The organism is Nonomuraea sp. NPDC050227 (assembly GCF_044459705.1).
GTDB lineage: Bacteria > Actinomycetota > Actinomycetes > Streptosporangiales > Streptosporangiaceae > Nonomuraea.
Genome location: NZ_JBITJF010000003.1, coordinates 674,602 through 691,932, shown reverse-complemented (window position 1 = coordinate 691,932; position 17,331 = coordinate 674,602). Strand labels below are relative to the sequence as shown.

Below are 17,331 nucleotides of genomic sequence, written 5' to 3'. Positions count from 1 at the left end.
GAGGGGGACGGGTCAGGCGCCGAGCCAGTGACGGATGCGTTCGACCAGATGGTCGGCCTCGACGGGCTTGGTCACGTAGTCGCTCGCGCCGGCCGCCAGCGCCTTCTCCTGGTCGCCCGGCATCGCCTTGGCCGTGACCGCGATGATGGGCAGGTCGGCGTACTGCGCCATCGCGCGGATGCGGGCGGTGGCGGTGTAGCCGTCCATCTCGGGCATCATCACGTCCATCAGCACCAGGTCGATCTGCGGGTGGGCGACGAGCGTGTCGATGCCCTTGCGGCCGTCCTCGGCGTGCAGCACGTCGATGCCGTGCACCTCCAGCATGCTGGTCAGCGCGAACAGGTTGCGGGCGTCGTCGTCGACGATCAGCACCGTCCGGCCCGTCAGCGAGGTGTCGATCTCGGCCCCGGCGAGCTGGTTGACGTTCCCGGCCCGGATCAGCGGCAGCACGTCGCCGGGCTGGTCGGCGGTCAGGTGCAGGGCGATGCGCTCGCGCAGCTCGTCGAGGCTGGACAGCAGCTCCAGCGGCTGGCCGCCCTCGCGCGTCTGCAACGGCACCGCCTGCTGGGAGCTGGCCCGCCAGTTGTTGTAGGCCAGGACCGGCACCGAGTTCAGGGCCTGGTCGCCGTCCATGGCCTCCAGCAGGCGGTAGGCGCTCTGGTCGGGCAGGTCGAGGTCGAGCACGATGCAGTGGCAGGGGTCGGCGGCCAGCGTGGCCGCGGCCTCCTGCGCTCCGGCGGCCGTGACGATCTCGATCGTCTCGTCCTTGCTCAGCGCCAGCTCCGTCACCACGCTCTCGGCCACGTGCGAGAGCAGGCCCTGCGGCCGTTCCTCGATCACCAGCAGGCGGCGCGGCTGCGGCTGGTGGGACCTGGCCGGCGAGGCCGCCTCCTGCTCGGGCGTGCTGACGCGGGCGGCCTCGACGAGCACCGAGGGGTCGGCCAGGGCCTTCTTCGGGGAGAGCCCGATGAAGTCCGGCCGGGCGATCGGCAGGTAGAGGGTGAACACGCTGCCCTGGCCCGGCGTGCTCTGCGCGCCGATCGCGCCGCCGAGCAGGTGGGCGATCTCGCGGCTGATGGACAGGCCGAGGCCGGTGCCGCCGTACTTGCGGCTGGTGGTGCCGTCGGCCTGCTGGAACGCGCCGAAGATGGCTTCGAGCTGCTGGGCGGCGATGCCGATGCCGGTGTCGACCACCCGCAGCGCGATGGCCGCGCCGTGCTGGCGCACCGAGGCGGGCAGCTCGTCCTGGGCGGCCGGCTCGATGCGCAGCTCGACGCTGCCGGTCTCGGTGAACTTGACCGCGTTCGACAGCAGGTTGCGCAGCACCTGGCGCAGGCGCGAGTCGTCGGTCACGACCTCCACCGGGATGCCGGGGGCGTTGGTGATCGTGAAGTCGAGGCTCTTCTGCGACGTCATCGGCCGGAACGTGGCCTCGACGTAGTCCAGCAGCTGCCGCAACGGCACGCGCTCGGGGTTGATGTCCATCTTGCCCGCCTCGACCTTGGACAGGTCGAGGATGTCGTTGATCAGCTGGAGCAGGTCGGAGCCGGCCGAGTGGATGATCTCGGCGTACTCGACCTGCTTGGGCGTCAGGTTGCGCGTGTGGTTCTGGGCCAGCAGCTGGGCCAGGATGAGCAGCGAGTTGAGCGGGGTGCGCAGCTCGTGGCTCATGTTCGCCAGGAACTCGCTCTTGTACGTCGAGGCCAGCGTCAGCTGGTGGGCGCGGTCCTCCAGCTCCTGCCTGGCCTGCTCGATCTCCAGGTTCTTGGTCTCGATGTCCTGGTTCTGGCGGGCCAGCAGCGTGGCCTTCTCCTCCAGCTCGGCGTTGGAGCGCTGGAGCTCCTCCTGCTGCTGCTGCAGCTCCTCCGACCGGGCCTGCAGCTCCGCCGCGAGCCGCTGCGACTCGGCCAGCAGCTCGTCGGTGCGGGCGTTGGCGACGATCGTGTTGAGGTTGACGCCGATCGTCTCCATGAGCTGGTCGAGGAAGGCCCGGTGGACCGGCGTGAACGCCTGCACCGAGGCCAGCTCGATCACGCCGAGCACCTGCTCCTCGACCACGATCGGCAGCACCACCACCGAGGCGGGCTCGATCGTGCCGAGGCCGGTCGAGATCCGGACGGAGCCGGAGGGCACGTCGTCGACGGCGATGACCCGGCGGCTGCGGGCGGCCTGGCCGACCAGCGCCTCGCCGAGCCGGAACCGGGTCGGCCTGCCCGGGTCGGCCGGGTAGCCGTAGGCGCTGATGAGCTGGAGCTCGTTCTCCTCGGCCAGGAAGAACGCGCCGTACTGGGCGCTGACCAGCGGGGCCAGCTCGTTCATCACCAGCTCGGCGACGGCCGCCAGGTCGCGGTGGCCCTGCATGAGACCGGACATGCGGGCCAGGTTGGACTTGAGCCAGTCCTGCTGCTCGTTGGCGGTCGTGGTCTCGCGCAGCGACTTGACCATCGAGTTGATGTTGTCCTTCAGGTCGGCCAGCTCGCCCTCGGCGTCAACGGTGATCGAGCGGGTCAGGTCGCCGGAGGTGACCGCGCTGGTGACCTCGGCGATGGCGCGCACCTGCCGGGTCAGGTTGGCGGCCAGCTCGTTGACGTTCTCCGTCAGCCGCTTCCAGGTGCCGGACACGCCCTCGACCTCTGCCTGGCCGCCGAGCCGTCCTTCGCTGCCGACCTCGCGGGCCACGCGGGTGACCTCGGCGGCGAACGAGGACAGCTGGTCGACCATCGTGTTGATGGTGGTCTTGAGTTCCAGGATCTCGCCGCGGGCGTCCACGTCGATCTTCCTGGTCAGGTCGCCCTTGGCCACCGCCGTGGTGACCTGGGCGATGCTGCGCACCTGGTTGGTCAGGTTGTCGGCCATCGAGTTGACGTTGTCGGTGAGGTCCTTCCAGGTGCCGGCCACGTTCGGGACGCGGGCCTGGCCGCCGAGCTGGCCTTCGGTGCCGACCTCGCGGGCCACGCGGGTGACCTCGTCGGCGAACGCGCTCAGCGTGTCGACCATGGTGTTGATCGTCTGGGCGAGCGCCGCCACCTCGCCCTTGGCCTCGACGGTGATCTTCTGTGACAGGTCGCCGCGGGCGACGGCGGTGGCCACCTGGGCGATGCTGCGCACCTGGCTCGTCAGGTTCGACGCCATGACGTTGACGTTGTCGGTGAGGTCCTTCCAGGTGCCCGACACGCCCCGGACCGTGGCCTGACCGCCCAGGTTGCCCTCGGTGCCCACCTCACGCGCCACCCGGGTCACCTCGTCGGCGAAGGCCGACAGCTGGTCGACCATCGTGTTGATGGTCTCCTTCAGCTCCAGGATCTCCCCACGGGCATCCACCCGGATCTTCTGCGTCAGGTCGCCCTTGGCCACCGCCGTGGTCACCTCGGCGATGCTGCGCACCTGCGCCGTCAGATTGTCGGCCATCACGTTGACCGACTCCGTCAACGCCTTCCACGTACCCGACACACCCTTCACATCGGCCTGACCACCCAGCCGCCCGTCCGTGCCCACCTCACGCGCCACCCGCGTGACCTCGTCGGCAAAGGACGACAACTGGTCGACCATCGTGTTGAGCGTGTTCTTCAGCTCCAGGATCTCCCCACGAGCCGACACCGTGATCCGCTGCGACAGATCACCCCGCGCCACCGCCGTGGCCACCTGCGAGATGTTCCGCACCTGATCGGTCAGGTTCCCCGCCATGAAGTTCACCGAGTCGGTCAGGTCACGCCAGGTGCCCGCGACCCCCTCCACCTCTGCCTGTCCACCCAGCTGACCCTCGGTGCCCACCTCACGCGCCACCCGGGTGACCTCGTCGGCGAACGAGGAGAGCTGGTCGACCATCGTGTTGACGGTGTTCTTCAGCTCCAGGATCTCCCCGCGCGCGTGCACGGTGATCTTCTGCGACAGGTCACCCCGCGCCACCGCCGTCGTCACCTGCGCGATGCTGCGCACCTGATCGGTCAGGTTGCCCGCCATCGCGTTCACCGACTCGGTCAGGTCCTTCCACGTGCCCGACACCGCCGGCACATCGGCCTGACCACCCAGCCGCCCGTCCGTGCCCACCTCACGCGCCACCCGGGTCACCTCGGAGGTGAACAACGACAACTGATCGACCATGCCGTTGAACACCGAGGCGATCTCACCCAGCAGCCCGTCGGCGTCCTCGGGCAGCCGGGTGCGGAAATCGCCGTCCCGGACCGCCGTCAGCCCGCCGAGCAGCTGACGCAGCCGAAGCTCGCCGACCTCGGCGCCCCCGGACGCGGAACGGGAGCCACCGGTCATCGCTTCGCTCATGTCACCCTCGTGTCCTACGACGTTGTCGGGACTGTCCTGCCGGTGACCTCGCGAACGGCCCTGATCAGGAGGCCATGATCGAGGTCGTCGACGGAACAGTCGTGGTTGTTGGTCATCCGGATTCTAGAGCCGGCACTCATGATCTTCAGCCCCGAACGCCGAGGTGCTGCGGGGACCGCTCACGACGACTCGCGGAGGCTGTCGGGGCGCTGCGCGCCCATCGCGGCCACGGCGTCGCCCACGTCGGCGTGGACGGTCAGCGAGGACCACACGCCGGTGACCTGGAGCACGCGCGCGGGCAGCTCCTGCACGCCGGCCAGGCGGAGGACGCCCCCGTGTTCGAGCACCGCGGCGTTGAGACGTAACAACACGTGCAGGCCGCGGCTGTCCATGAAGCTCAGCCCGCCCAGGTCGAGCACCATGCCCGCCCCGGGCCGCAGGTGCCGCTCGGTGGCGGACTCCAGCCGCGTCGAGTTGGAGGCATCGAGCTCGCCGATCACGGTCACCAGCACGCCGCCGGGCAGGTCGCGGCAGCTCAGGCTCAGAGGGGTCACGCCGTCACCGAAGGCCGGGCAGCACGAAGGCCCGTCCGGCCGGAAGGGGACGGGTGTGGCGGCGGACGAAGGAGGTCAGGCATCACAGGCCGGCGGCGGGATCGGCTCGGTCACGGGACCGACGCGGTCGCCCGAAGGGCGCGGCCACCCCGACTGTGCTGCCTCTCGATCGCCTGGCCTGCGGCTACGCCCTCGCCGCGGACGCGCCATGTCGCCGCTACGGCCGGGACTCAATCGCGATCATCTCCTCCGTGCCGCGGCGATCGGTGCTCGCCTCCAACCCTTGAGCCTTCGACGGTGGCGGGTCAGCACATCAGGCGAAGAATCCGGCTCACTCCTGTCCACAGAACGAAACGGGCATCAGAGGATCAGTCGTGGTGGAGCTCGGCCGCGGAGCGGAGGGTGTCGCCGGGCGAGCAACCGAAGGCGGCCCGGTGGAGCTGGGCGAAGCGCCCGGGGTGGAAGAAGCCCCAGCGGGCGGCGACGGCGGTCACCGTGGTGGTGGGATCGCCGGTCTTCAGCTCGGCGTGCGCGCGGGCCAGCCGGGCCTGGCGCAGGTAGCCCAGCGGGGTGGTGCCGAGGTGCCGGCGGAAGGCGTACTGGAGGGCGCGGGCGCTGACCCGGGCGGCGGTGGCGATCTCGTCGATGCCGATGGGCAGGTCGGCGTGGTCGTCGATGAAGGCCGTCGCCCGGCGCAGCGCCTCGGGACGGGCGGAGCCGGGGGCGGCGGCGGCGTCGGCGTTGGTGGGCAGGGCGGTGAGCACGCTGGCGGCCAGGAGCTGCCCGGCGGTGGAGACGACCAGCGGCTCGGCGGCCAGCTCGGGGGCGGCCAGGACGTCGTCGCGCAGGTAGGCGAGCGTGCGCCGCAGGTGGCGGCCGGCGGCGGCGGAGACCGGGCGGTGCCCCACCAGCCGGACCGGCTCGGCCCGGCGGCCGGGCAGCGTGCCGGCCACCTGCTGCAGCAGCGCGGGGTCGAACATGATGATGTCGTAGCGCGAGCGGCGGATCTCGCCGGTGTAGGGCAGGTCGTGCGGGGCGAACAACACCGTGTCGCCGGGGCCGAAGAGCTCGTCCGGCCCGCCGGCGACCTGCTGGGCGATGGTGCCGGTCTCGACCGCGCACAGGCACACCTTGCCGAGTGGGTTGACGTCGAAGCTCATCGCGTATTCCAGGTTGAGCCGGTCGATGCTGACCGAGCCCATGACCTGGCGGGAGATCTGGGTGCGGGGGTTCTTCACGTCGGAGCCGATGCGCATCTTGGCGTACGCCTTGCTGAGGAACTCCTCCGTCTGGCCGATGTCACGGCTGTCGAAGACCTCTGGGCCCATCGGACCACCTCTCTCCGGTCGGGGGGACCGCGCCTGCCGCGGCCCGTGCCGATTTTCCCAAACGGCTACGACAACGGCCGGCCGCCGACGGGACAGGGCCCTCTGCCAGGGACGATCCGCTTTTGGTATACCATTTTTCAGGTGACTTCCTGGACGATCTCCAACGTGCGCCCCTGGGGCGGCGCGCCCGTGGACCTGACCATCGACGGTACCCGGATCGCCGCCGTGCTCCCGGCCGGGACCACCCCGCCCGCCGGCGAGCACATCGACGGCCGCGGCCTGCTGGCCCTGCCCGGATTCGTCAACGCCCACGCCCACGTCGACAAGAGCTGGTGGGGCCGGCCCTGGGTGTCGTACGGCGGTGTGGCGACCACGCAGGGCCGCATCGAGCACGAGCGCGCCGAACGGGACAAGTACGGCATCCCGGGTGTCGACGGCACGGTGGCGGTGCTGCGCGAGTTCCTGCGGCACGGCACCACGGCCACCCGCACCCACGTCGACGTCGACCTCGGGGTCGGGCTGCGCGGCATCGAGGCCGTGCGCGAGGCCGCGGCACGGCTCGACGGGGCGATCGAGGTCGAGATCGTGGCCTTCCCGCAGGACGGCGTCGTCCGCCGGCCCGGCGTGCTCGACCTGCTCGACCAGGCCGCGCGGGCGGGCGCCACCAGCATCGGCGGCATCGACCCCGCGACCATCGACCGGGACCCGGTCGCCCAGCTCGACGGCCTGTTCGAGATCGCCGAGCGCCGCGGCGTCGGCCTGGACATCCACCTGCACGACGGCGGCGAGCTCGGCGCGTTCCAGTACGAGCTGATCATCGACCGCACGCTCAGGACCGGCCTGCAGGGCAAGGTCACCGTCTCCCACGGCTTCGCCCTCGGCGACCTGGCCCCCGAACGCCAGCGCGGCCTGCTCGACGACCTCGCCGCGGCGGGCATCTCCTGGGCGACGGTCGCGCCGGTGCGCACCGCGCCCCTCCCGTGGCGGGGCATGGCCGAGCGCGGCATCGGCCTCGGCCTCGGCACCGACGGGATCAGGGACCTGTGGTCGCCGTTCGGCGACGGCGACCTGCTGCGCATCGCCCTCGGCTTCGCCCGGCTGCACGGGTTGCGCTCCGACGACGAGCTCACCGCCGCCGTGGAGCTGGCCACCACGAAGGCGGCGCCGTTCGTGCACCGGGACCGGCACGACCTCGTCGCGGGGGCACGGGCCGACGTCGTGCTCGTGGACGCCGAGAACGTGCCGGACGCGCTCGTGCGGGTGCCGCCGCGGGCGCTCGTGGTCGCCGGCGGCAGGGTGGTCGCCCGCGACGGCGACGTGCTCCTTGACGCCTGACGCCCGCGACGCGCTCCTGGTCGCCTGACGCCCGCGCGGGGTCGCCTGACGCCCGCGCGGGGTCAGGGAGTGCCGGACCGCTGCCGGTCGGCGTGTTCCCCGATGAGCCGGGCGCTGGTCGCCACGTGCCGGGCGACCAGCTCGCCGACGTGGGTCACGTCGCGGGCGGCGATCGCCTCGTAGAGCTCGCGGTGCTCGTCGGCGACCGCCTGGAGGTCGTCGTGCCGGCCGAGCAGCCAGCGCATCCGGCTGCGCAGGACCTGCCCCACCTCGACCAGCAGGTCGTTGCCCGCGATGGCGGTGGCCGTCTCGTGGAAGTCGGCGGCGGCCCGCCGGGCGCGGACCGCGTCGCCGGCGCGCGCCGCCCGCAGCTCGGCGTCGAGGTCGGCGCGCAGCCGCCGCAGGCCCTGCGCGTCGTGCCGCCGGGCGGCGAGCTGGAAGGTGACGGCCTCGAACGCCGAACGCACCTCCACCAGGTCGGCGACGTCGCGGGCGGTGAACTCGCGCACCACGGCCCAGGTGCGGGGCCGCAGCGTCACCAGCCCCTCGGCTGCCAGGGTGGCCAGGGCGTCGCGCACCGGCACCCGGCTCACGCCGAGCTCGGTGGCCAGGTCGCGCTCGACGAGCTTGCTGCCCGGCGGGCGGACGCCGTCGAGGATGTCGTCGCGCAGCCGCCGGATGACGCGTACGGACTCGGGCTCGAACCCGGCTCCTGCCACCATGCCCTCAGTCTCCCACCGGCGCCGCACCGGACGGGCTGTCCGCGTCCCCGGTGTCGAGGCGGCGTGCCTGCTGCTGGAGATGGGCGAGCATGACCTTGCCCGCGGGCGTCAGGGCGCGGGCCCCGGGCAGGGTGGCGCCCACCGAGCGGCGCACCGACGGCAGCGGCACCTGGAGTTCGAGGAGCTGAGGGTCGGTCCTGACGAAGAGCGCGGGCAGCGCGGCGATCATGTCCGTGCCGAGCAGCAGGGAGCGGATCGTCAGGATGGAGCTGCATTCGGTGCGGTCGGGCGGCAGCGGCAGCCCGTTGCGGTGGAACACCTGCTCCAGTTCCCGTCGCAGCGAGGTCTGCTCCAGCGGCAGGATCCACGGGTAGTCCAGCAGGCCGGCCAGCGCACGGGCGTGCGCCGCCGGGTGCCCGGCGCGGGCGACCAGCAGCACGGGCTCGTTGTAGAGCGGGATCTGGCGCAGGTCCGGGCGGTCCTCGATCGGGTTGAGCCGGCCGAGGATCAGGTCGAGGTCGCCGCCGGTGAGCTGGGGGACCAGCGAGTCGAACGTGCCCTCCTTGACGATCACGGTGATGCCCGGCCGCTCGGCCTTGAGCGCCGCGATCGAGCGGGGGAGCAGCACGTTCGTGGCGGCCAGCAGGGTGCCGACGGTGACCGTGCCGGCCGTGCCGTCGGCCAGGCCGGCGATGCGCTCGCCCGCGCGGCGCAGCTCGGCCTGCACGGCGCGGGCGTGGTCGATGAACGCCTCGCCGAAGAGGGTGGGGGTGACGCCGCGCGATCCGCGGGTGAACAGCTCCACCCCGAGGATCTGCTCCACCTCCCGCAGCCCCCGGGTCACGGCGGGCTGGGCCAGGTGGAGGTGCTCGGCGGCGCGCAGGACGCCGCCCTGCTCGGCGATGGTGGTCACGAGCACGAGGTGCCGCAGCTTGAGCCGGCCGCTCAGCAGGTCCAGCGGACGAGATATCACGAAATCATCATATGACCAGGGCGAACCTGCCCTATTTCGCTATGTCGGCGGGAACCGGCTGGTCACCCAGGCGTTCGGCGTCGTTGCGGGGGATCACCAGGGCGGCGACCAGGCTGATGACCGTCACCACGGTCAGGTAGGCGGTGATCGACAGCGAGGTCCCGGTCGAGGCGAACAGCGAGGCGGCCACCAGCGGCGTGATCCCGCCGCCCAGCAGCGAGGCGAGCTGGTAGGCGACCGACGTGCCGGAGTACCGGATCGCGACCGGGAAGAAGCTGGCGGTCAGCGTGCCCTGCGGCGCGTGGGTCATGGCCAGCACCGCGCCCATCACCAGCATGAACACCGCGATGAGCGGCTTGTTGCCGGTGTTGACGACCGGCAGGATCGCCAGGGCGCCGGCCAGCAGCACCACCGAGCCCCAGGTGAAGACGGCACGCAGCCCGTGCCGGTCGCCGAGGTGGGCCCACAGCGGCGCGGTGACCAGCCAGACGGCGGCGCCGCCGATCACGCAGCTCAGCAGGAACGTCCGCGACAGGCCGGCCGCGGCCTCGCCGTAGCCGAGGATGTAGACCATGAAGATGTAGGCCAGCGCGCTGTTGCCGATGATCACGCCGATCGTGTGCACCACCTCGCGCCAGTGGTCGCGCAGCACCACCGCGATCGGCAGCTTGACCGGCTTGCGCCGCTCGACCAGGTCGGCGTAGTCGGGGCTCTCCTCGATGCGCAGCCGCAGGTACAGGCCGACCGCCACCAGCACGATGCTGAGCAGGAAGGGCACCCGCCAGCCCCAGGCCATGAAGCTCTCCTCGCCCAGCAGCGAGGACGTGCCGAGGAAGACGGCGTTGGCGCACAACATGCCCGCCGGGGTGCCCATCATCGGGAACGCCCCGAACAGGCCGCGCCGGCCCTTCGGCGCGTGCTCCATCGTCAGCACCACCGCGCCGCCGAGCTCGCCGCCCAGGCCGATGCCCTGGGCGACGCGCATCACCACGAGCAGCACCGCCGCCCACACGCCCAGGCTGTCGTACGTCGGCAGCACGCCGATCAGCGTGGTGCCGATCCCCATGATGAGCAGCGAGACGACGAGCGTGTTGCGCCGCCCGATCCGGTCGCCGAAGTGGCCGAAGACGATGCCGCCGAGCGGGCGGGCCAGGAATCCCACGGTCATGGTGCCGAAGGAGGCGATGGAGCCGGCTACCGGGTCCATGGCGGGGAAGAACTGCTTGTTGAAGACGAGGGCCGCGGCGGTGCCGTAGAGGAAGAAGTCGTACCACTCGATGGCGGTGCCGATGAAGGCGGCCCGCGAGACGCGGCGGGCGGCCAGGCGGCGATCTGTGTCCATCTCTCTGTGCCTTCCGAATGAGGGTACGGAAGAGGATGCACGCTGGTGGTATGCCAGAACGAATACCGATTCGGTCGGCAGGCATAGCAGAACCGACATATAACGAAATAAGGATAGACAGGCGACATTTCGGTATTGGACTGTTATGTCGAGCGATCAGCAGAATGTCGACCATGAAGCCCGCGCACTACGTCAACGGCGTCTTCACGACGGCGGGGACCGACTTCCCCCTCATCTCGCCCGTCGACGGCCGCACCGTCGGAGCCGTCCCCGAGGCGTCCCGCGAGACCGTCGACGAGGCGGTCCGGGCCGCCCGCGCCGCCCTCGACGGCCCCTGGGGCGCCACCTCCACCGAGGAGCGGTGCGCGTACCTGCGCCGGATCGCCGACGGGATCGAGGCCAGGTTCGAGGAGTTCGTCGAGGCCGAGGCCGCCGACACCGGCAAGCCACGCGAGCTGGCCGCGACGGTGGACATCCCGCGCGCCGCCGGCAACTTCCGCGCCTACGCCGACCTGGCCTACGGGCGTCCCGAACGGGCCTACAACACCAGCGTCCCGGCCTGGAGCGGCAGCGGGCAGGCGCTCAACTACACCGTGCGCCGCCCGCTCGGCGTGGTCGCCGTCATCTCGCCGTGGAACCTGCCGCTGCTGCTGCTCACCTGGAAGGTCGCGCCGGCCCTGGCCGCGGGCAACGCCGTCGTCGCCAAGCCGTCGGAGGAGACCCCCTCCACCGCCACCCTGCTGGCCGAGGTGATCGACGCGGCGGGCCTGCCGGCCGGCGCGTTCAACCTGGTCCACGGCCACGGCGCGGGGGCGGCCGGCGAGCACCTGACCGCGCACCCCGGCGTGGACGCCATCGCCTTCACCGGCGCCTCGGCCACCGGCAGCGCCATCATGCGCAACGCCGCCGCGCACGTCACCCCGGTCTCCTTCGAGCTCGGCGGCAAGAACCCGGCCCTGGTCTTCGCCGACGCCGACCTGGAGGAGGCCGTCGAGGGCACGATCCGCTCCAGCTTCACCCACTCCGGCCAGATCTGCCTGTGCACCGAGCGCGTCTACGTCCAGCGCCCGATCTTCGAGGCGTTCACCCAGGCACTGGCCGAGCGGGCCAGGGGCCTGAGCGGCTACGGGCCGATGATCTCGGCCCAGCACCGCGACAAGGTGCTGTCCTACTACCGCCTCGCCGTCGAGGAGGGCGCGACGGTGCTGGCCGGAGGAGGCGTGCCGGAGTTCGGCGACGCCCGCGACGGCGGCTTCCACGTCGAGCCCACCGTGATCACCGGCCTGCCGCCGCACGCCAGGACCGTCCGCGAGGAGGTCTTCGGCCCCATCTGCCACGTCGCCCCCTTCGACGACGAGGACGAGGCCGTCCGGCTGGCCAACGACAGCCCGTACGGCCTGGCCGCCACCGTGTGGACCACCGACCTGTCGCGCGCCCACCGCGTGGCACCCCGGATCCAGGCCGGCATCGTCTGGGTCAACTGCTGGAACCTGCGCGACCTGCGCACCCCGTTCGGCGGCGTGAAGGCCTCCGGCATCGGGCGTGAGGGCGGCGAGTACTCGCTCGACTTCTTCTCCGAGCCGGTCAACGTGTGCGTCAAGATATGAGGACAGAAGTGACAGACAACCATCGCGCCGCCGCCGCGCGGCTGCTGGAGGCGTACGCGTCCGGCCGCCCGTGCGAGCCGGTCCGCGACCTGGTCGACGGCCTGGAGGCGGCCTACGCGGTGCAGAGCCTGCTCACCGAGCACTGGCTCGGCGAGGGCAGGCGGATCACCGGCCGCAAGGTCGGGCTGACCAGCGAGGCCGTGCAGCGGCAGCTCGGCGTCGGCTCGCCCGACTTCGGCGTGCTGTTCGCCGACATGGCGGTGCCCGACGGCGCGGAGATCCCGGCCGGCGCGGTGCTCCAGCCGCGCGCCGAGGCCGAGGTCGCGCTCGTGCTCGACCGCGACCTGCCGCACGAGCGCCACACGGTCGCCGACGTGATCGCCGCGACGGCGTTCGCGCTGCCCGCGATCGAGGTCGTCGGCAGCCGCATCCGCGACTGGGACATCACCCTGGCCGACACCGTCGCCGACAACGCCTCCTCCGGCCTGTACGTGCTCGGCAACCGCCCGGTCCCGCTGCGCGACGTGGACCTGCGGCTGGCCGGCATGGTCATCGAACGGCGCGGTGAGCAGGTCTCGACCGGCGTCGGCGCGGCCTGCCTGGGCCACCCGCTGCACGCCGCGGTCTGGCTGGCCGACACGCTGGCCGCGCTCGGCCGTCCGCTCCGGGCGGGCGACACCGTGCTGACCGGGGCGCTCGGCCCGGTCGTCCCGGTGAGTCCGGGCGACGTGCTGGAGGCCCGCATCGACGGGCTGGGCGACGTCCGCGCCGCCTTCGCCGCCGACGAGAAGAAGGAGGAGCGGTGAACGCGCTCGCCGAACGCCTGGACGAGGCCACCCTGACCGGCCGCGCCATCCCCCGCCTGACCGACACGGCCGACCTCGACGTGCCCGCCGCGTACGAGGTCCAGCGCGCCCTGATCGAACGGCGGCTGGCCCGCGGCGAGCGGCTCGTCGGCGTCAAGATGGGCTTCACCAGCCGCGCCAAGATGGCCCAGATGGGCGTGGACGACGTCATCTGGGGCCTGCTCACCGACGCCATGCTGGTGGAGTCCCGGCTCGACACCACCGGCCTGATCCACCCGCGGATCGAGCCGGAGATCGCGTTCCTGCTGGACCGGCCGGTGCGCGGCACGGCCGACGTGGCCTCGGCCGTCGGCGGCGTCGCGGTCGGGTACGAGGTGCTCGACTCCCGCTACGAGGGCTTCAGCTTCACCCTGCCCGACGTCATCGCCGACAACGCCTCGGCCAGCGGCTTCGGCGTCGGCCCCTGGCGCCGTCCGCAGGACGCCGGCGACCTGGGCAACCTCGGCCTGGTCATGGAGATCGACGGCCGCCAGGTCGCCGGCGGCTCGTCGGCGGCCATCCTCGGCCACCCGCTGCGCGCGCTGACCGCGGCCGCCCGGCTGACCAGGGCCGCCGGGATCGAGATGGAGGCCGGCTGGATCGTCCTGGCCGGCGCGGCCACGGCGGCGCTGCCGCTGCCCGCCGGGGCGCACGTACGCGTCGGCGCCGCCGGCCTCGGACACGTGGAGGTGACCACCCGATGAGCGACGCGCTGCTGGTCGAGGGCAAGGCCCGGCCCCGCGGCCGGTTCCCGCACGTCAAGCGGGCCGGAGACTTCGTGTTCGTGTCGGGCACCAGCTCGCGCCGCCCCGACGGCTCCTTCGCCGGGGCGAGCGCGGACGAGCTGGGCACCACCAGCCTCGACATCCGCGAGCAGACCAGGGCGGTGATCGAGAACATCGCCGACCTGCTGGCCGCCGCCGGAGGCGGCCTGGACGACGTGGTGAACGTGACCGCGTACCTGGTCAGCATGAACGACTTCGGCGGCTACAACGAGGTCTACGGCGAGTACTTCGACGAGAGCGGCCCCGCCCGCACCACCGTCGCCGTCCACCAGCTCCCGCACCCGCACCTGCTGATCGAGATCTCCTGCACCGCCCTCATCCCCCAAAGGAGCCAGGCATGATCCCCCCCTTCAACCTGAACAAGTGGATCGACGAGCACCAGGACCTGCTCAAGCCGCCGGTCGGCAACGCGCAGATCTGGAAGGACGCCGACCTCATGGTGACGATCGTGGGCGGGCCCAACCAGCGCACCGACTTCCACGACGACCCGATCGAGGAGTTCTTCTACCAGCTGCGGGGCGGCATGGTGCTGCGGGTCATGGAGGAGGAGGGCAAGCCGCCGGTGGACGTGCAGATCGGCGAGGGCGACGTCTTCCTGCTGCCGCCGCACGTGCGGCACTCGCCGCAGCGGCCGGTGCCCGGCTCGATCGGCCTGGTCGTGGAGTTCGCCCGCCCGCAGGGCGCGCTGGACGCCTTCGAGTGGTACTGCGTCAACTGCCACCGCCTGGTCCACCGTGCCGAGGTGCAGCTCCAGTCGATCGTGGACGACCTGCCGCCGGTCTTCCGCGCCTTCCACGAGGGCGACCGCACCTGCCCCCACTGCGGTGCCGAGCACCCCGGCAAGGACTGGCCGGACCACCTGCGGCCGGTGGTCCGGTGACCATGATCGACGTGCACGCGCACGTCTTCCCGCGGATCTCCCGCGAGGAGGCCAGGACGCTCGCCGGGGCCGGCGAGCCGTGGCTGCGCGACGGCATGATGATGAGCGGCGAGGACGACTACCGCCCGGTCACGCCGGAGCTGTGGGACGCCGGGGCCCGCGTGGCCGCCATGGACCGCACCGGCGTGGCCGTGCAGGCGGTCTCCTCGACCCCGCTGCTGTTCGGCTACGCGGCCGACCCGGCCCGCGCCGCCGAGTGGTGCGCCATGGTCAACGACCGCGTGCTCGACCACTGCGCGCAGGCCCCCGACCGGCTGCTGCCGCTGTGCCAGGTGCCCTTGCAGGACGCCGCGCTGGCCGCGAAGACCGTCACCGAGGCCAAGGCCGCCGGTCACCGCGGCGTGCACATCGGCAACCACGTCGGCCCGCGCAACCTGGACGACCCCGACATCGTCGCCTTCCTCGCGCACTGCGCCGAGCAGGACATGCCGGTGCTCGTCCACCCCTGGGACATGCTCGGCGCCGACCGCATGCGCGGCCACATGCTGCCGTGGCTGGTCGGCATGGCGGCCGAGACCCACCTCGGCATCCTGTCGCTGATGTTGTCCGGGGCGTTCGAGCGGCTGCCGGGCTCGCTGCGGCTGTGCTTCTGCCACGGCGGCGGCAGCTTCGCCTACCTGCTGGGCCGGGCCGACAACGCCTGGCACCAGCGCGACATCGTCCGCGAGCACTCGCCCAGGCCGCCGTCGGCCTACACCGACCGCTTCTACGTGGACTCCGCGGTGTTCGACCCGCGCGCCCTGCGGCTGCTGGTCGAGGTGATGGGGGCCGAGCGCGTCATGCTCGGCACCGACTTCCCGTTCCCGCTGGGGGAGCAGGAGCCGGGCGCGGTCGTGCGCGCCTGCGCCGAGCTGGACGAGCAGGGCCGCGCGGCCGTCCTGGGCGGCAACGCCGCCGCCTTCCTGGGGCTCGGGGGATGACGGTCGCCGAGACGCCGCTCGGGGCGTTGCGCGGCGTTCGGGCCGGCGGCGTGTGCACGTTCAAGGGCGTGCGCTACGCCGCGCCCGCCCGCCGCCTGGCCGCGCCGGAGCCCGCGCGCCCCTGGCGGGGCGTCGCGGACGCCCGCACCCCCGGCCCGCCCGCCCCGCAGCGGCCCGGCCGCATGGCCTGGGTGCCGGGCCTGGAGATCGACCCGGCCACGTCGGCCGAGGACTGCCTGTTCCTCGACGTCTGGACGCCCTCCGCCGAGGGGCGCCGCCCGGTGCTGGTGTTCCTGCACGGCGGCGCGTTCGTCTTCGGCTCCGGCTCCCAGGCGATGTACGACGGCACCGCGCTCGCCCGGGACCACGGCCTGGTCGTGGTGACCGTGAACTACCGGCTCGGCCTGCCGGGCTTCTGGCACGGTGACGGCGTGCCGGCCAACCTGGCGCTGCGCGACCAGATCGCCGCCCTGGAGTGGGTGCGCGCCAACGTCGCGGCTTTCGGCGGCGACCCGGCGAACGTCACCCTGGCCGGGCACTCGGCGGGCGGCACCTGCGTGCTGGCCCTGATGACGTGCGCGCCCGGCCTGTTCGCGCGGGCGGCGGCGATGAGCCCCGTCCCGTACGGGTTCCGCACGCCCGCCGAGGCCGCCGACTGGACCTCGGTGGCGCGTTCCGCGCTCGGCGGCGACCCGTACGCCGTGCCGCTCGCCGGGCTGCTGGCCGCCGAGGAGGCCGCCGTACGCGCCTGCGCCCCGGCCGCGGGGCTGCTGCCCGCCGCGCCCGTCGTGGACGGCGAGCTGCTGGCCGTCCACCCGGTGGAGGCCGTCCGCACGGGCGCCGCCGCGCGCGTCCCGCTGCTGGTGACGACGACGGCCGAGGAGACCCGCCTGTTCACCGCGATCGGCCAGGACGGCCTGGACACCGGCGAGCTCTTCGCCGGGCCCGCCCAGGAGCTGGCCGACGCCCATCACGGCCCCGCCGGGCACCACGTCTGCGGGCACCGCTCGCCGATGAGCCACGCCGGGGTCGCCCTGGGCGCTTGCCATCTGGCGGACGTCCCCCTCTACCTCGGCACCCACGGAACCCCGCTGACCGGCACGGGCCCCCAGGTGGACGCCCTGGCCCACGCGATGAGCACCACCTTCGCCCGCTTCTGCCACGACGGCACAGGCCCGTGGATCACCACGGCCGGCCGCGAGGCGGACGGGCTCACGGGCCGTCGGGGGTGGTGAGGGGGTGGCCGGGGAGCGGGGTGGACAGGATCATGGTGCTGGAGGGCGGGCCGTAGACCGCCAGGCGGTCGATCAGGTCCTCGAAGGCGACCATGGAGACGGCCACGATCCGCAGGATGCTGCACACGTCGCCGGTGACCCGGTGGATCTCGCGGACCTCCGGCCAGCCGGCCACCTCGGGGTCGCGCAGCACGCAGCGGGTGCCGTAGCAGGACATGCGGATGAAGGCCGAGACCGGCCAGCCGGCCCGCACCGGGTCCACCGCCGCGTGGTAGCCGGTGATCACGCCCGACTCCTCCAGCTTCCGTACGCGGTCGGCCACCGAGGGCGCGGACAGGTGGACCCTGCGGGACAACTCCTTGAGGGAGAGCCGGGCGTTGTCCTGGAGTTCGCGCAGCAGCTCCCAGTCGGTCTCGTCCACGATCATGCCTTCCGTTCGTAAGCCCCAAATCACGATTTATACCGAA

Annotated in this window: 15 protein-coding genes; 8 read left to right on the top strand and 7 right to left on the bottom strand. The window is 72.5% G+C overall.

The genetic code is table 11. The features are described from left to right. Positions 1-12: 12 nt before the first annotated feature. From ACIBK9_RS15495 to ACIBK9_RS15485, 3 genes are all read right to left on the bottom strand, one after another. Positions 13-4,266, bottom strand: coding sequence for a HAMP domain-containing protein (locus tag ACIBK9_RS15495; RefSeq protein WP_397158991.1), 4,254 nt, complete (start codon positions 4,264-4,266; stop codon positions 13-15). Positions 4,267-4,457: 191 nt separating this feature from the next. Then, positions 4,458-4,832 carry an STAS domain-containing protein gene (locus ACIBK9_RS15490; RefSeq protein WP_397158584.1) on the bottom strand — a complete coding sequence of 125 codons (375 nt, stop codon included), beginning with the start codon at positions 4,830-4,832 and terminating at the stop codon, positions 4,458-4,460. Positions 4,833-5,200: 368 nt separating this feature from the next. Then, positions 5,201-6,160 (bottom strand): helix-turn-helix transcriptional regulator, encoded by a 960-nt coding sequence (locus ACIBK9_RS15485; RefSeq protein WP_397158582.1) that lies wholly within the window; start codon positions 6,158-6,160, stop codon positions 5,201-5,203. 141 nt (positions 6,161-6,301) lie between these two features. Between ACIBK9_RS15485 and ACIBK9_RS15480 the strand changes: the two genes are divergently transcribed. Continuing rightward, positions 6,302-7,495 (top strand): amidohydrolase, encoded by a 1,194-nt coding sequence (locus ACIBK9_RS15480; protein ID WP_387674231.1) that lies wholly within the window; start codon positions 6,302-6,304, stop codon positions 7,493-7,495. Positions 7,496-7,557: 62 nt separating this feature from the next. Here ACIBK9_RS15480 and ACIBK9_RS15475 read toward each other — a convergent pair whose 3' ends face one another. From ACIBK9_RS15475 to ACIBK9_RS15465, 3 genes are read right to left on the bottom strand one after another with little or no spacing between them, the layout of a single operon-like run. Continuing rightward, positions 7,558-8,217 (bottom strand): GntR family transcriptional regulator, encoded by a 660-nt coding sequence (locus ACIBK9_RS15475; protein ID WP_397158579.1) that lies wholly within the window; start codon positions 8,215-8,217, stop codon positions 7,558-7,560. A gap of 4 nt (positions 8,218-8,221) precedes the next feature. Continuing rightward, positions 8,222-9,190, bottom strand: coding sequence for a LysR substrate-binding domain-containing protein (locus ACIBK9_RS15470; RefSeq protein WP_364338849.1), 969 nt, complete (start codon positions 9,188-9,190; stop codon positions 8,222-8,224). A gap of 31 nt (positions 9,191-9,221) precedes the next feature. Next, positions 9,222-10,532 (bottom strand): MFS transporter, encoded by a 1,311-nt coding sequence (locus ACIBK9_RS15465; RefSeq protein WP_358299276.1) that lies wholly within the window; start codon positions 10,530-10,532, stop codon positions 9,222-9,224. Between the two features lie 173 nt (positions 10,533-10,705). Between ACIBK9_RS15465 and ACIBK9_RS15460 the strand changes: the two genes are divergently transcribed. From ACIBK9_RS15460 to ACIBK9_RS15430, 7 genes are read left to right on the top strand one after another with little or no spacing between them, the layout of a single operon-like run. Beyond that, positions 10,706-12,139 carry a 2-hydroxymuconic semialdehyde dehydrogenase gene (locus tag ACIBK9_RS15460; protein WP_397158576.1) on the top strand — a complete coding sequence of 478 codons (1,434 nt, stop codon included), beginning with the start codon at positions 10,706-10,708 and terminating at the stop codon, positions 12,137-12,139. A gap of 8 nt (positions 12,140-12,147) precedes the next feature. Continuing rightward, entirely contained in the window at positions 12,148-12,945 is a 798-nt protein-coding gene (locus ACIBK9_RS15455; RefSeq protein ID WP_397158575.1) for a 2-keto-4-pentenoate hydratase, read from the top strand. Beyond that, positions 12,942-13,688 (top strand): 2-keto-4-pentenoate hydratase, encoded by a 747-nt coding sequence (locus tag ACIBK9_RS15450; protein WP_397158574.1) that lies wholly within the window; start codon positions 12,942-12,944, stop codon positions 13,686-13,688. The genes ACIBK9_RS15455 and ACIBK9_RS15450 overlap by 4 nt, the downstream gene beginning before the upstream one ends. Further along, complete coding sequence (locus ACIBK9_RS15445) at positions 13,685-14,110, top strand: RidA family protein (protein ID WP_357981716.1); 426 nt, start codon at positions 13,685-13,687, stop codon at positions 14,108-14,110. Before ACIBK9_RS15450 ends, ACIBK9_RS15445 begins: the two co-directional genes overlap by 4 nt. Beyond that, positions 14,107-14,649, top strand: a complete 543-nt coding sequence (locus tag ACIBK9_RS15440; protein WP_357981713.1) for a 3-hydroxyanthranilate 3,4-dioxygenase — start codon at positions 14,107-14,109, stop codon at positions 14,647-14,649. The genes ACIBK9_RS15445 and ACIBK9_RS15440 overlap by 4 nt, the downstream gene beginning before the upstream one ends. Positions 14,650-14,651: 2 nt before the next feature. Then, positions 14,652-15,629 (top strand): amidohydrolase family protein, encoded by a 978-nt coding sequence (locus ACIBK9_RS15435; RefSeq protein WP_397158989.1) that lies wholly within the window; start codon positions 14,652-14,654, stop codon positions 15,627-15,629. Then, a complete protein-coding gene (locus ACIBK9_RS15430; protein ID WP_397158572.1) occupies positions 15,626-16,864 on the top strand; it encodes a carboxylesterase family protein in 1,239 nt (412 codons plus the stop codon). The genes ACIBK9_RS15435 and ACIBK9_RS15430 overlap by 4 nt, the downstream gene beginning before the upstream one ends. Here the strand turns inward: ACIBK9_RS15430 and ACIBK9_RS15425 are convergent. Further along, entirely contained in the window at positions 16,842-17,291 is a 450-nt protein-coding gene (locus ACIBK9_RS15425) for an Lrp/AsnC family transcriptional regulator (RefSeq protein ID WP_397158570.1), read from the bottom strand. The two genes, ACIBK9_RS15430 and ACIBK9_RS15425, sit on opposite strands and share 23 nt — an antisense overlap. Positions 17,292-17,331: the final 40 nt, after the last annotated feature.